The organism is Kribbella sp. NPDC051620 (genome assembly GCF_044453825.1).
Classification (GTDB): Bacteria; Actinomycetota; Actinomycetes; order Propionibacteriales; family Kribbellaceae; genus Kribbella.
In genome coordinates, this window is record NZ_JBITDB010000004.1 from 485,129 (window position 1) to 498,253 (window position 13,125).

The 13,125-nt window shown below is 68.1% G+C and carries 9 protein-coding genes; 1 reads left to right on the forward strand and 8 read right to left on the reverse strand.

Going from position 1 to position 13,125, the window contains the following annotated elements; translation table 11 throughout:
* Positions 1-117: 117 nt before the first annotated feature.
* The gene (locus ACIA12_RS21370; protein WP_396369383.1) at positions 118-2,400 is read left to right on the forward strand and encodes an NACHT domain-containing protein; all 2,283 of its coding nucleotides are present in this window, start codon (positions 118-120) and stop codon (positions 2,398-2,400) included.
* Here the strand turns inward: ACIA12_RS21370 and ACIA12_RS21375 are convergent.
* From ACIA12_RS21375 to ACIA12_RS21410, 8 genes are read right to left on the reverse strand one after another with little or no spacing between them, the layout of a single operon-like run.
* Positions 2,383-3,015: a TetR family transcriptional regulator gene (locus ACIA12_RS21375; RefSeq protein WP_396368769.1), complete on the reverse strand. Its 633-nt coding sequence runs from the start codon at positions 3,013-3,015 to the stop codon at positions 2,383-2,385. The genes ACIA12_RS21370 and ACIA12_RS21375 overlap by 18 nt on opposite strands.
* Positions 3,008-4,564 (reverse strand): AMP-binding protein, encoded by a 1,557-nt coding sequence (locus ACIA12_RS21380; protein WP_396368770.1) that lies wholly within the window; start codon positions 4,562-4,564, stop codon positions 3,008-3,010. The genes ACIA12_RS21375 and ACIA12_RS21380 overlap by 8 nt, the downstream gene beginning before the upstream one ends.
* A 51-nt stretch (positions 4,565-4,615) precedes the next feature.
* Complete coding sequence (locus tag ACIA12_RS21385; RefSeq protein WP_396368771.1) at positions 4,616-5,773, reverse strand: acyl-CoA dehydrogenase family protein; 1,158 nt, start codon at positions 5,771-5,773, stop codon at positions 4,616-4,618.
* The gene (locus tag ACIA12_RS21390) at positions 5,770-7,743 is read right to left on the reverse strand and encodes an acetyl/propionyl/methylcrotonyl-CoA carboxylase subunit alpha (protein ID WP_396368772.1); all 1,974 of its coding nucleotides are present in this window, start codon (positions 7,741-7,743) and stop codon (positions 5,770-5,772) included. The genes ACIA12_RS21385 and ACIA12_RS21390 overlap by 4 nt, the downstream gene beginning before the upstream one ends.
* A 5-nt stretch (positions 7,744-7,748) precedes the next feature.
* A complete protein-coding gene (locus ACIA12_RS21395; protein WP_396368773.1) occupies positions 7,749-9,314 on the reverse strand; it encodes an acyl-CoA carboxylase subunit beta in 1,566 nt (521 codons plus the stop codon).
* A complete protein-coding gene (locus ACIA12_RS21400) occupies positions 9,311-10,444 on the reverse strand; it encodes an acyl-CoA dehydrogenase family protein (protein ID WP_396368774.1) in 1,134 nt (377 codons plus the stop codon). Before ACIA12_RS21400 ends, ACIA12_RS21395 begins: the two co-directional genes overlap by 4 nt.
* Complete coding sequence (locus tag ACIA12_RS21405; protein ID WP_396368775.1) at positions 10,441-12,162, reverse strand: acyclic terpene utilization AtuA family protein; 1,722 nt, start codon at positions 12,160-12,162, stop codon at positions 10,441-10,443. Before ACIA12_RS21405 ends, ACIA12_RS21400 begins: the two co-directional genes overlap by 4 nt.
* A complete protein-coding gene (locus ACIA12_RS21410; RefSeq protein ID WP_396368776.1) occupies positions 12,159-12,947 on the reverse strand; it encodes a TIGR03084 family metal-binding protein in 789 nt (262 codons plus the stop codon). The genes ACIA12_RS21405 and ACIA12_RS21410 overlap by 4 nt, the downstream gene beginning before the upstream one ends.
* Positions 12,948-13,125 lie beyond the last annotated feature (178 nt).

Below are 13,125 nucleotides of genomic sequence, written 5' to 3' on the forward strand. Positions count from 1 at the left end.
CAACTTACGTGACGGGACATCGATTCCTGTACCGGCGGATCACCAGGTGGACCCCGGGCTGACGCTCCGGCAGCGGAGGCGGTGGGCCGGTGCCGTGGGTACTCTCCGTGGGTGAGGATGCACGGGCTGGTCAGGGTCGTCGTGCTGGTGGTGACGATCTCGCTGACGCTGGTGTTGCTGCCGATCGCGATCAACGTCGGCACCGGTGGGACCGCCCCTGAGTTCCTCGAGCCGTACGTCGGCTGGACCTGGCCCGCCATCGGGGTGCTCTGGCTGGTCGCGATCGGCACCGGACTGGCGCAGTACCGGAGCCGGCGCACCGTCGGCCACTCGGCCAGAAGCGCCGACCAGCCGCGCAACCGCCCGAACGCGCTCGCCCGCGTCGACCGCTACCTCGCCGACCGCTTCGCCGGCTCGCTCGCCTCGCGGGCCCGCCTGGCCTTGGCGCTCGACGTCAGCCCGGAGGCGGTGATCCGCCCGTACGACCTGCTCGTCCAGCCGCTCAACAGCAGCGTCACCGAGATCCGCGAGGACGCCAACATCGCAGCGGCCTTCGACGACCTCCAGGACTCCATGCTCATCCTCGGAGCCCCCGGCGCCGGCAAGACCACCCTGCTGCTGGAGCTGGCCCGCACCCTCGCCGCCGAAGCCCACACCAACCCGAACAACCCGATCCCTGTCCTGGTAGACCTCGCCAGCTGGACCGCAAGCACCGCAAAGGAACAAGAGGACGACCCCGGCGACAGCCCTCTCCTGGCAGGCTTCATCCGCTGGCTCCTCACCGAGCTCAACACCCGGTACCAGATCCCTGCCGCTGTAGGCCGGGTCTGGCTCACCAAGGGCCGCCTCGCCCTGCTACTGGACGGCCTGGACGAAGTAGCCCTGGCCCACCAGGAGAAGCTCGCCCCGGTACTGGCCGAGCTGGGCCAGCGCTACCTGATCGGCCAGGTGGCCGTCACCTGTCGCATCCAGGAGTACGAGGCGCTTCACCACAAGCTCAAGCTGTATGGCGCTGTCCGCATCCGCCCGCTCAGCCGCGAGCAGGTACTCGACTACTTCGCCTCTGGTGGCGACGAGCTGGCCGGTGCGCTGGCCGCGATGGAGCGGGACGACGACCTCTGGGACCTGGTCAACTCCCCGCTGATGCTGAACGTCATGGCCCTCGCCTACCGAGGGAGAGACGCCCGCGACATCGCTAGCGGAGTACTGGCCGACCATCGACGAGAACTGTTCGACACGTTCATCTCCGAGGTCCTCGCTCGCTACCGGCCCAGCAGTGCGCCTTTTGAGTCCCGTGCCGCCGTCCGTTCCCTCTGGTGCCTCGCCTGGTGGACTCGCACTCAGGCCGGTGACCGGATCGAAGTACCGCGTCGGCTGACGCCCAGCGGCTGGTACGGCCTGGTGTTGCCAGCCGTCGGCTACCTGGCCCACATGATCTGCCTACCAGGCCTCTTCGCCGGCCTGGCCGCTGGAGCCGCAGTAGGAGCCACCGCCCTGTACGGCGTATCGGCCGGCCTGGCCGTCTGCGCTGTCGCCCTGGTGCTGGTCCATGTCCGACCGCAGACCTGGTGGATCCTCCAGCAGGGCCGCGACCAACCGCGCCACCTCCTGCTGGCAGTCATGATCTGCATCGGCACGGTCGCCGGCCTCATCTCGGTCCTGGTCGTCACTGCCCTCGCCGAGCGCTTGCCGCCTTGGCTCGGCCTGGCGTTCCAAGGGGTGATCGTCTGGGCGTCCTACGGCCTCGAGTACATCCTCTCTGCCAACAACCGCCGCCGAGTGCTGCTCAGCATCCGCCTGGTGGGCGTGACCGTGGCGAGCTTGATCGTCTTCGCCACCGTCGACGACCAGGCCGACTTCGTCGCCGGCTGCGCGATCGGCCTGGTCGTTGCCCAGGGCATCCGTTTCGTGAAGACGCTGCCGATGGATCACCTGGTCTATCCACACAGCAAGTCGGAACACCAGGACGGCCCCGGGGTTCGCTGGCGGATGGGCAAGTGGACCGTTGGTGGCGCACTGGCAGGCGTGCTCATCGCGGCGGCACTCGGCGCAAGCCTGTGGTGGACCACCGGCCCCGAGGCGGTACTGGGCATAGTCGCCGGCACAGTCGCCTCCAAGGCCTGGCGCCGCCGGGCCCCGTTCTTTTCCGGCGCTCTCTCCCGAGGCCTGCACGGCTTCCTGCTCCGGTGGAGCGGCTACCTCCCGTGGCGGCGCGGTGCGTTCCTCCGGTACGCCGCCGAGCGCTACGTCCTCGCCAAGACCGGCCGAGGGGAGTACGCCTTCATCCACCTACTAGTGCGCGATCACCTGGCCGAGTGCGACCCAGACGCCCTTGCTGCCAAGGTGGACCAGCGGATAGCCGCAAGATCCCAGCGAACCGGCCTAGCGCGCAGCCGCTAGCACCTGGTCGAGGATCAGCGACCACTGCCGCACAATCCCCCGACGTCGCGCCGCGTCATCAGTCAGCAGATCGGCCAACCCCAGCCCGCGAGCCAGGTCGAGCACACCCTGGATGGTCTCTCGCACTCCGGGCGTGCGCTCCTCAACCTCCAGTACCTCCAAAAGGGCCCGATGTGCCTGCCGTCCGACGTGCGCCTCCAGCCGGACGATCTGCTGCCGCAGCGGCTCCTCGGTAGAGGCCGCTACCCACAGATGCAGCGCCGCTTTGAACAGTGGTCCGGTGTAGACGTCCGCAAGCATCCCGACGATTGCCTCGGTCCGCCCCTCGCCGCTAGGCAGCCCGACCGCCTGCTCGCGGATCTCTGCCAGTCGCACCTCGGTCATGTACTCCACCGCCGCAGCAAACAGGTCTGCCCGAGTAGGGAAGTGATGCTGCGCCGCCCCACGCGAAACACCGGCCCGAGCCGCCACTACCGCGACAGTGGTCGCCGCATAGCCCACCTGTGACAGTGACTCGAGCGCCGCCTCCAGGAGCTTCTGCCGGGTCGCCCGACTCCGGTCCTGCTGCGGCTCCCGCAGTACCTCACTCATGCGGCCCGGCAGGGTTTCACTCACGCGCGGCCTCCCGGGCTCGCAGCTCGCGCCGCAGGATCTTGCCCGAAGCGGCCTTCGGGACGGCATCGATGAACTCCACCTGCCGGACCTTCTTGTACGGCGCCACCCGCTCCGCGACGTACTCGATCACGTCCGCCTCGGTCAGCTCCACCCCCGGCATCGCGACCACGAACGCCTTCGGCACCTCATTGCCATCCGCCTGTACGCCGATCACGGCCGCATCCGCGATCCGGGTGTCGGTCAGCAGCACCGCCTCCAACTCGGCCGGCGGCACCTGGTACCCGTGGTACTTGATCAGCTCCTTGAGCCGGTCGACGACGTACAGGTACCCGCGCTCGTCCACCCGGCCGATGTCACCGGTGTGCAGCCAGCCGTCCGGATCGACGGTGGCGTCCGTCTCCGCGGGCCGGCCGAGGTAGCCCTTCATCACCTGCGGCCCACGGATCCAGATCTCGCCCTCGTCCGAATCGTTGCCATCGGCACCGATCAGCCGCATCTCGGTGGACGGGAACAGCTTGCCCACCGAACCCCGCGGCGGGTCGAGGTCGTCCTGCGGTACCGAGTGGGTCCCCGGCGACAACTCCGTCATCCCGTAGCACTGCATCACCGCATGCAAGCCGAGCCGCTTGGCGCACGCCTCGGCCAGGTCGGCGTCGAGCGGCGCGGCCGCGGACGTCACGTACTTCAGCGCGGACAGGTCCACCTCGTCGACCGCCGGGTGCTTCGCCAGTGCCAGCACGATCGGCGGTGCGACGAAGGCCCGGGTGATCTTCTGCTCGGCGAGCACGGTCAGGAACTGCTGCAGCTCGAACTTGGGCAGCACCACGACGGTCGCGCCGAGCCGCAGCGGCAGGTTCATCAGCACGGCTTGGCCGTAGATGTGGAAGAACGGCAGGATCGCGATGATCCGTTCGTCCTCGTCCAGGGTGAACAGAGGCTCGGCCTGGGTGAGGTTGGTCGCGATGTTGCTGTGCGTCAGCATCACGCCCTTGGCGACGCCCGTCGTGCCGCTGGAGTACGGCAGTACGGCGACGTCGTTCAGCGGGTCGATCTCGACCGCCGGCTCCGGCGCGGTCGAGGCCAGCAACTCCTGCACCGACCGATACCCCTCGGCCTGGTCGCAGACCAGGATCTCCTGGACGTCCGTACCTTCCACCGCCTCCGTCGCGACCGGCAGGAAGAGCGAAATAGTCACCAGCAACTTCGCTTTGGAGTCGACCAGTTGCTTGTGCAGCTCGCTCGCCGTGTAGAGCGCGTTGACCGTCGTCACCGTGGCGCCCGCGCGGGTCGCGCCGTAGAACACCGCCGGATAGAGGATCGTGTTCGGGCTGTGCAGCGCGATGGTGTCGCCGTGCACGATGCCCAGTTCGGCGAACCCGGCAGCGATCCGCCTGGTCATCTGGTCGAGCTGGGCGTAGCTGATCTCCCGCCCGGTGACTCCGTCGACCAGCGCGATCCGGTCGCCGTACTCCTGCGCGCGGCCGAGCACCGCGTCGTGAAGCGGTACGTCGAGGACGTCGACGGGCGGGTACTCACTCTGGATGACCACGGGCGGGGTCCTCTCTACGCGACGTTCGGGTTGGAGGAACGATGACGGACATCAGTAGGACTTCGGTAGGCCCAAGCTGTGCTGGGCCACGAAATTGAGGATCATCTCGCGGCTGACCGGCGCGATCCGGGTAGCCCGCGCGGCCGCGACCAGCGACGCGACGCCGTACTCGACCGTCATCCCGTTGCCGCCGAGCGACTGCACCGCCTGGTCGGTGGCCCGGACGGTCGCTTCACCGGCCGCGTACTTCGCCATGTTGGCCGCCTCGCCGGCGCCGAGATCGTCGCCGGCGTCGTACAGGGCGGCGGCCTTCTGCATCATCAGCCGGGCGAGTTCGAGCTCGATCTTGTTCTGCGCGAGTGGATGCGCGATGCCCTGGTGGGCGCCGATCGGGGTCTTCCACACCTGCCGTTCCTTGACGTACGCGACGGCCTTGCCGAGCGCGTGCCGGCCGATCCCGATCGCGAACGCCGACGCCATGATCCGTTCCGGGTTGAGCCCGGCGAACAGCTGCATCAGGCCGGCGTCCTCGGAGCCGACGAGCGCCTCGGCGGGCAGCTGGACATCGTCGAGGAAGAGCGAGAACTGCTTGTCCGGGCTGATCAGGTCCATCTCGATCTGCCGGAACTCAACGCCCGCGGCATCCGTGGGAACGATGAAGAGCGCGGGCTTGAGCTTGCCCGTCCTGGCGTCCTCGGTCCGCCCGACGACGAGCACGGCCTTCGCCACGTCGAGGCCGGAGATGTAGACCTTCCGCCCGGACAACGACCAGCCATCGCCGGTACGCCGTGCCGTCGTGGTGATCTCATGTGAGTTGGAACCAGCATCGGGCTCGGTGATCGCAAAAGCCATCGTGGTGGACCCGTCGGCCAATGACGGCAGCCAGCGCTCCTTCTGCCCCTCGGTGCCGAACCGGGTGATGACCGTGCCGCAGATCGCCGGCGACACGACCATCATCAGCAACGGACAGCCGGCCGCGCCGAGCTCCTCCAAGACGATCGACAGATCGGCCATACCGCCGCCACCGCCGCCGTACTGCTCGGGCAGGTTCACGCCCAGATAGCCGAGCTTGCCGGCCTCCTGCCAGAGCTCCGTCGTCTGCCCGCCGGAGCGCGCTCGCTCGTTGAAGTACGCATAGCCGTACTTCTTCCCCAGCTCGCTCACCGCCGCTCTCAGCGCGCGACGTTCCTCGGACTCGACGAAGCTCATGCGCTCTCCTCAACTTGTACGACGGCCAGTACCGTCCCCACCTCGACCTGCTGCCCCGCTACAACGCCCAGCTCCACCAAAACCCCATCAGCCGGCGCCGAAATGGTGTGCTCCATCTTCATCGCCTCCAGCCACAGCAGCCCCTGCCCCGCCGTCACCTTCTCCCCAACCTCAACCCCAACCCGCACCACAGTCCCCGGCATAGGCGCCACCAACGACCCAGCCACCAACTGCTCCGCCGGATCCACAAACCTCTCCACCGGTGTGAGCGCCACCGACCCAACACACACCAGCCCCGGATACGCGGCAACGTCGTACGCCCGCCGCACCCCAGCAACCTCCAGCACCACCCGCTCGCCCTGGGCCTCGACAACCTCAACCCCATCGACGGCGACGCCGTCCCGAGTCGCCCGATAGTCGATGTCGTACTGCCGATCGCCCACCAGATAGCTCTTCCGCTGCGGCTGAGAAGCCAAATTCCGCCACCCACCAGGCAACCCACGCTGCACCTTCGCGCTCGCCCTCCGCGCAGCCGCATCAGCCAACGCCGCCGCGACCGCCGCCACCCGCTCGCCGCCCTCATCCGCCGGCTCGCCAATCCCATGCGTCTCAAAGAACGCAGTATCCGTATCGCCAGCAAGAAACGCCCGATGCCTGAGAATCCAAACCAGCAGATCCCGATTGGTCCGCACCCCATGAATCTCAGCCCGCTGCAAAGCCGCGGCAAGCCGCGCAGCGGCTTGCTCGCGCGTCGCCCCCCAAACGATCACCTTGGCAAGCATCGCGTCGTAGTACGGCGAAATCACCGACCCACTCACCACCCCCGAGTCAACCCGAACCCAAGGCGCCCCGGCCCGAGGCCCACCGGGCCCAAACTCCGCCACCCCGCCGCCTCGCCTTCCCTCCCCGGCACCCTCCACCGCGAAGCGGTGGAGGGTGCCTGTTTGGGGTTGCCAGTCGTTGGCGGGGTCCTCTGCGTACAAGCGGACCTCGATCGAATGCCCAACAGCAGCAGGCTGCTCAGCCGGGAGCACCTCACCGGCGGCAACCGCGAACTGCAAGGCAACGAGATCCAACCCAGTGGTCGACTCAGTGACCGGGTGCTCCACCTGTAGACGGGTGTTCATCTCCAGGAAGTAAAAGCCACCGGACTCATCAGCCAGGAACTCGACGGTCCCCGCCCCCACATACCCGATCGCCTCGGCCGCCTTCCGCGCCGCGTCGAACAACCGCTCTCGCATCCCCGAAATACGTTCCACCAAAGGCGAAGGAGCCTCCTCCACCACCTTCTGATGCCGCCGCTGGATCGAGCACTCCCGCTCCCCGACGGCCCAAACGGTCCCATGCTGATCAGCCAGCACCTGTACTTCGATATGCCGCCCGCCGGCCAGATACCGCTCGCAGAAAACCGTCCCGTCCCCAAACGCCGACAACGCCTCAGCCGACGCGGCATCAATCTCAGCCGCCAGATCCTCCAGCCGCCGGACCACCCGCATCCCGCGCCCACCACCACCCGCCGACGCCTTCACCAGCACCGGCAGATCGTCAGCGCTCACCGAAGCCGGCGTCAGCTCAGCAAGCACCGGCACCCCGGCGGCCGCCATCAGCTTCTTCGCCTCGATCTTCGACCCCATCGACGAGATCGCCTCGACCGGCGGCCCGATCCAGGTCAGCCCCGCCTCGATCACCGCCGCCGCGAACTCAGCGTTCTCCGACAGAAACCCATACCCCGGATGCACCGCATCGGCGCCCGCCTTCAACGCCGCCTCGATCACCAACTCCCCACGCAAATACGTGTCCCCAGGCGCGGTACCAGGCAAATGAACAGCAGCATCCGCCTCGCCGACGTACGGCGCGTCAGCATCGGCGGAAGAATGCACCGCCACGCACTCCATCCCCAAGGAACGCGCAGTCCGAAACACCCGCCGCGCGATCTCCCCGCGATTGGCCACCAGTACCGACTTAATCATCGCCATCACATCCGGAAGACGCCGAAGTTGGCGCCGTCGAAGCGGGTGCCCTCAACCGGGCCGGAGTGGATCGCGGACAGGCAGATGCCGAGCACGGTCCGGGTGTCGCGCGGATCGATCACGCCGTCGTCGTAGAGCCGTCCGGACAGGAACATCGGCAGCGACTCGGCCTCGATCTGGCCTTCCACATACGCCCGCATCGCGGCATCACCGTCCTCGTCGTACGGCTGCCCCTTCGCCGCCGCGGCCGCCCGCGCCACGATCGACAGCACCCCGGCGAGCTGCTGCGGCCCCATCACCGCCGACTTCGCCGACGGCCACGCGAAGAGGAACCGTGGATCGAAGGCCCGCCCGCACATCCCGTAGTGCCCGGCGCCGTACGACGCCCCCATCAGGATCGAGATGTGCGGCACCTTCGAGTTGGAGACCGCGTTGATCATCTGCGCGCCGTGCTTGATGATCCCGCCCTGCTCGTACTCCTGCCCGACCATGTACCCGGTCGTGTTGTGCAGAAAGATCAGTGGCGTATCGGCCCGGTTCGCGAGCTGGATGAACTGCGCCGCCTTCTGCGACTCCTCGCTGAACAGCACGCCCCGCGCGTTCGCCAGGATCCCGACCGGATACCCGTGCACCGACGCCCACCCAGTCGCCAGCGACGACCCGTACAGCGGCTTGAACTCGTCGAACACCGACCCGTCCACCACTCGCGCGATCACGTCTCGCGGATCGAACGGAATCTTCAGATCCCCCGGTACGATCCCCAGCAGCTCGTCCTCGTCATACAAGGGCTCGTCGTACGAGGCCGCCGGCGCCGGTCCGAGCTTCTTCCAGTTCAGCCGCGACACGATCTGCCGCCCGAGCCGGATCGCGTCCGGCTCGTCGACTGCGAAGTAATCGGCCAGCCCCGAGGTCCGCGCATGCATCGCCGCGCCACCGAGCGACTCGTCGTCCGCATCCTCACCGGTCGCCATCTTCACCAGCGGCGGCCCGGCCAGGAAGACCTTCGCCCCACCATCGACCATCACCACGTAGTCGCTCATGCCCGGGATGTACGCGCCGCCCGCGGTCGAGTTGCCGAACACCAGCGCAATAGTCGGGATCCCCTCGGCCGACAACCGGGTCAGGTTGCGGAACATCGCGCCGCCCGGGATGAAGATCTCCTTCTGCGTCGGCAGATCCGCGCCGCCCGACTCGACCAGGCTGATCACCGGCAGCCGGTTAGCCCGCGCGATCTCGTCCGACCGCAGCGCTTTCCGCAGCGTCCACGGGTTGCTCGCGCCGCCCTTCACCGTCGGGTCGTTCGCCGTGATCAGGCACTCGACCCCTTCCACTACACCGATACCGGTGATCAGGCTCGCGCCGACCGTGAAGTCGCTGCCCCAGCCGGCGAGCGGCGACAGTTCGAGAAACGCGGTGTCCGGATCGAGCAGCAACTCGATGCGCTCCCGCGCGAGCAGCTTGCCGCGCTGGTGATGCCGTTCCACGTACTTCGGGCCGCCACCGGCCAGCGCCTTGGCGTGCTCGGTCTCCAGTTCGGCCAGCTTGTCCAGCATCGCCTCGCGATTGCTCATCCGGTGAACCCCAGTCTCTTGGCCGCCAGGCCGGTCAGGATCTCGGTCGTACCGCCGCCGATGGCGAGAATCTTCTGGTCCCGGTACTGCCGTTCGATCTCGGCCTCGCGCATGTACCCGAACCCGCCGTGCAACTGCAGCGCCTGGTCGCAGACCCACTGGCCGGCCTCGACGGCGGTGTTCTTGGCGAAGCAGGTCTCGGCGATCACGTCCTCGCCGCGCTCGGCCCGCTCGGCGACAGAGTGCACGTAGGTCCGGGCGACATCGATCCGCCGGGCCATCTCCGTCAAGGTGTGCTGCACGCTCTGCCGCGAGATCAGCGGCCGGCCGAACGTCTCCCGGGTCCTGCACCACTCAACGCTGAGATCCAGCGCCCGCTGCGCCCCGGCGTACGCCTGCACCGCCAGCGTCAGCCGCTCGGCGACGAAGTTCACCGCCAACTGGACGAACCCGGTCCCCGCCTCGCCGACCAGGTTCGCCACCGGCACCCGGACCTCGGTGAACGACAACTCCGCCGTATCCGAGCAGAGCCAACCCATCTTCGCCAGCTTCCGCGACACCGCGAACCCCGGCGTACCGCGCTCGATCACCAGCAGACTGATGCCGTGCGCGCCCGGTCCGCCGGTCCGGACCGCCGTCGTCACGAAGTCCGCACGGCTGCCGGAGGTGATGTACGTCTTGGCCCCGTTGACGACGAAGTGATCGCCCTCGCGACGAGCCGTCGTCCGCAGCCCGGCGACGTCCGAGCCGCCGTCAGGCTCGGTAATCGCCAATGCGCCGATCAGCTCACCTTCGAGCGTCGGCCCGACCCAGCGCGCGATCTGCCGTTCATTGCCAGCAGCAACAATGTGCGGCAGGGCGATTCCGCAGGTCAGCAGCGATGCGACCAGCCCGCCGGAGCCGCCCGCGTAGTGCATCTCCTCGACCACCGCGATCGCGTCGCCGAGCGATCCACCGCCACCACCCACAGCCTCCGGGAATCCGACTCCGAGCAACCCGAGCTGACCAGCCTTCTTGTGCAGCTCCCGGGGCAACTCGCCGTCCCGCTCCCACTGCTCCAGATTGGGCAGTACCTCCGCGCTCATGAAGCGCCGCACGCTGTCCCGCAGTGCTGTCCGTTCGGCATTCACAGCAAGACCTCCGGTACGTCGATGTACCGCGACCGCAGCCATTCGCCGACCGCCTTGGCCTGCGGATCGAAGCGCGCCTGCGACGCGACTCCGTCACCGAGCAGCCCTTCGACGACGAAGTTCAGCGCCCAGAGATTCGGGAAGACGTACCTGATCACGTTCAGGCCCTGCGTCTCCGGCAACAACTCCTGGAACTTCTCGACCGTCAACGTGTGCGCGAACCACCGCCAGGCCGTCTCGCTCCGCACCCACACCCCGACGTTCGCGTCGCCACCCTTGTCGCCACTCCGCGCTCCGGCGATGCGGCCCAGCGGCACCTCCCGGGTGAGAGATCTCGCTGGCCGCCCAGCCGCGACGAGTTGTGGCAGCGGCATGGGGAGCGCGCCACCTTCCGCCTCGGCCAGCACCTGGGTTTCCTCGGACGGCTCGATCGTCTCGCGCCGGCCGTCGGGGAGTACGACGATGTGCTGCAGTTCGTGCGGATCGACGTACCCGGCACTGAAAAGCCCGTACGCCTGTTCACTGCCGGGAGGAGCCGTCACGTGGAAGCCGGGGTAGCTCGACAGCGCCAATTCGACCGCGGCGCTGCTGAACACGCGACCGGCGACCAGCGGATCGGGGTCCTTGATGGTGCACTTGAGCAGCACGCTCGCCTGCTCCTCGGTGTCCGCGTTCGGCTGCTCGCTCCACAGCACGGACCACTTCATCTCGGTCGGCCGCTTGACCAGGTCCCGCTCGAGTTGCCGCTGAATCAGCTCGGCCTTCGCCTCCAGGTCCAGCCCGGTGAGCACGAAGGTCACCTCGTTGCGGAAGCCGCCATGGCTGTTCAATGACACCTTGTACGTCGGGGGCGGCGGCTCGCCCTCGACGCCGGTGATCCGGATCCGGTCCGGGCCGTCCTCGGACAGCTCGATCGAGTCCATTCGCGCGGTCACGTCCGGACCGGCGTACCGGGCGCCGGTGATCTCGTAGAGCAGTTGCGCCTTGACCGTGTCGATCGTGACCGCGCCGCCGGTGCCGTCGTGCTTGGTGATCACGCTGCTGCCGTCGGCGTGGATCTCCGCGATCGGGAAGCCGGGTCGGCTGAGGTCGCGGACCTCTTGGAAGAAGGAGTAGTTGCCGCCGGTCGCCTGGCAGCCGCACTCGATCACGTGCCCGGCGACGACGGCTCCGGCCAGTTCGTCGTACTGGTCGCGCCGCCAGCCGTGATGCGCGGCGGCAGGTCCGACGATGACGGAGGCGTCGGTGACGCGGCCGGTGACGACGATGTCGGCTCCGGCCTTGAGTGCTTCGGCGATGCCCCAGGCGCCGAGGTACGCGTTGGCGGTGAGGGGGTCGCCCAAGCCGAGTTCCGCCGCGCGTGAGATGAGGTCGTCGCCTTCGACGTACGCGATCTTCGGGTGCAGTCCGAGCTTGTCCGCGATCTCGTGGATCTTCTCGGCGAGCCCGGCGGGGTTGAGGCCGCCGGCATTGCTGACCACCTTCACGCCGCGGTCGAGCACCTCTCCGAGCGCGCCCTCGAGCTGCGCCGGGAACGTCTTCGCGTACCCCATCGAGGGATCCTTCGACCGGTCGCGGCCGAGGATCAGCATCGTCAGCTCGGCCAGGTAGTCGCCGGTCAGCACGTCCAGCGGACCGCCGGTCAGCATCTCCTTGAACGCCTTGAACCGATCGCCGTAGAACCCCGACGAGTTCCCGATCCGGATCGGCTCAGTCATCCGAACTGCCCTCGCTCCCGGCCCTTGCCCGGCACCCCGGCGAACGCCTGGATGATTCCCAGCCACTCGTCCGCAGCGGCTCCCACCGCCTGTACGTCGAGGTCGTCGCGATGCCGTCGCTGCGTCGCCAGCAAACAGAAGTCCAGCGCCTTGCCCGTTACCCGCTGCTCAGCGTCATCCGGCCCCCAGGTCCACAGCTCACCCTCGGGCCCGGAAAGTTCCACGTGGAACGGCGCCGGCGGCGGCTGCCGATCATTCAGCAGATAGGCAAAATCCCGCGTCCGTACCGCGAGGTGCGCAACGTGCCGCAGCCGACCGGACGGCCGCCGGGTCACCCCGAGCGCATCGGCAACGTCCTGCCCGTGCGCCCAGGTCTCCATCAACCGGGCCGTCGCCATCGAGGTGGGACTCATCGGCGGCCCGAACCACGCCACCTTCTGCCCGGCCGGCACCGCCTTCAGCGCTTCCTGCAACTCGCCACGCGTCTGCCGCCAGTACGTCAGCAACTCTCCCGCCGGCAACGCAGCCCCTTCGGCGGCGCCGTCATCCACAAACCCGGCGGGGTTTTCCACAGCCTTCCGCAGCTCGACCTGGAACGCCTCCGGCTCGACCGCCGCCAACCGGGCAGCCTCATCCGTCCACGCCAGATGAGCGATCTGATGCGCGACCGTCCATCCCTCGGCCGGCGTCGGCGTACGCCACCCATCGGTCGCAAGCCCACCGACGAGCAGATCCAGCTCGACACTCTCGGCACTCAGATCGGCCAGCACCTCATCCAGCTGCACGCGCGACTCCCGCCCTAGACCCGATCCCCCGACCCTCCCACCCAACCCCGAAAGAATCAAGCACGCGTGCTTGTTTTTCGAGAGGAGGGAGAGAGGAGGGCTCCGCCGGCTGGAAGTCAGGGCGTGACAAAGGACAACGAAGGAGAAGAAGAACAAAGAGCGACATTCAAAGGCAGAA

Excerpts from the sequence above, each read along its gene's own strand:
- ACIA12_RS21370 (WP_396369383.1), top strand. The coding sequence starts at position 118 with ATGCACGGGCTGGTCAGGGTCGTCGTGCTGGTGGTGACGATCTCGCTG.
- ACIA12_RS21385 (WP_396368771.1), bottom strand. The coding sequence starts at position 5,773 with ATGAGCTTCGTCGAGTCCGAGGAACGTCGCGCGCTGAGAGCGGCGGTG.
- ACIA12_RS21390 (WP_396368772.1), bottom strand. The coding sequence starts at position 7,743 with ATGATTAAGTCGGTACTGGTGGCCAATCGCGGGGAGATCGCGCGGCGG.
- ACIA12_RS21395 (WP_396368773.1), bottom strand. The coding sequence starts at position 9,314 with ATGAGCAATCGCGAGGCGATGCTGGACAAGCTGGCCGAACTGGAGACC.
- ACIA12_RS21405 (WP_396368775.1), bottom strand. The coding sequence starts at position 12,162 with ATGACTGAGCCGATCCGGATCGGGAACTCGTCGGGGTTCTACGGCGAT.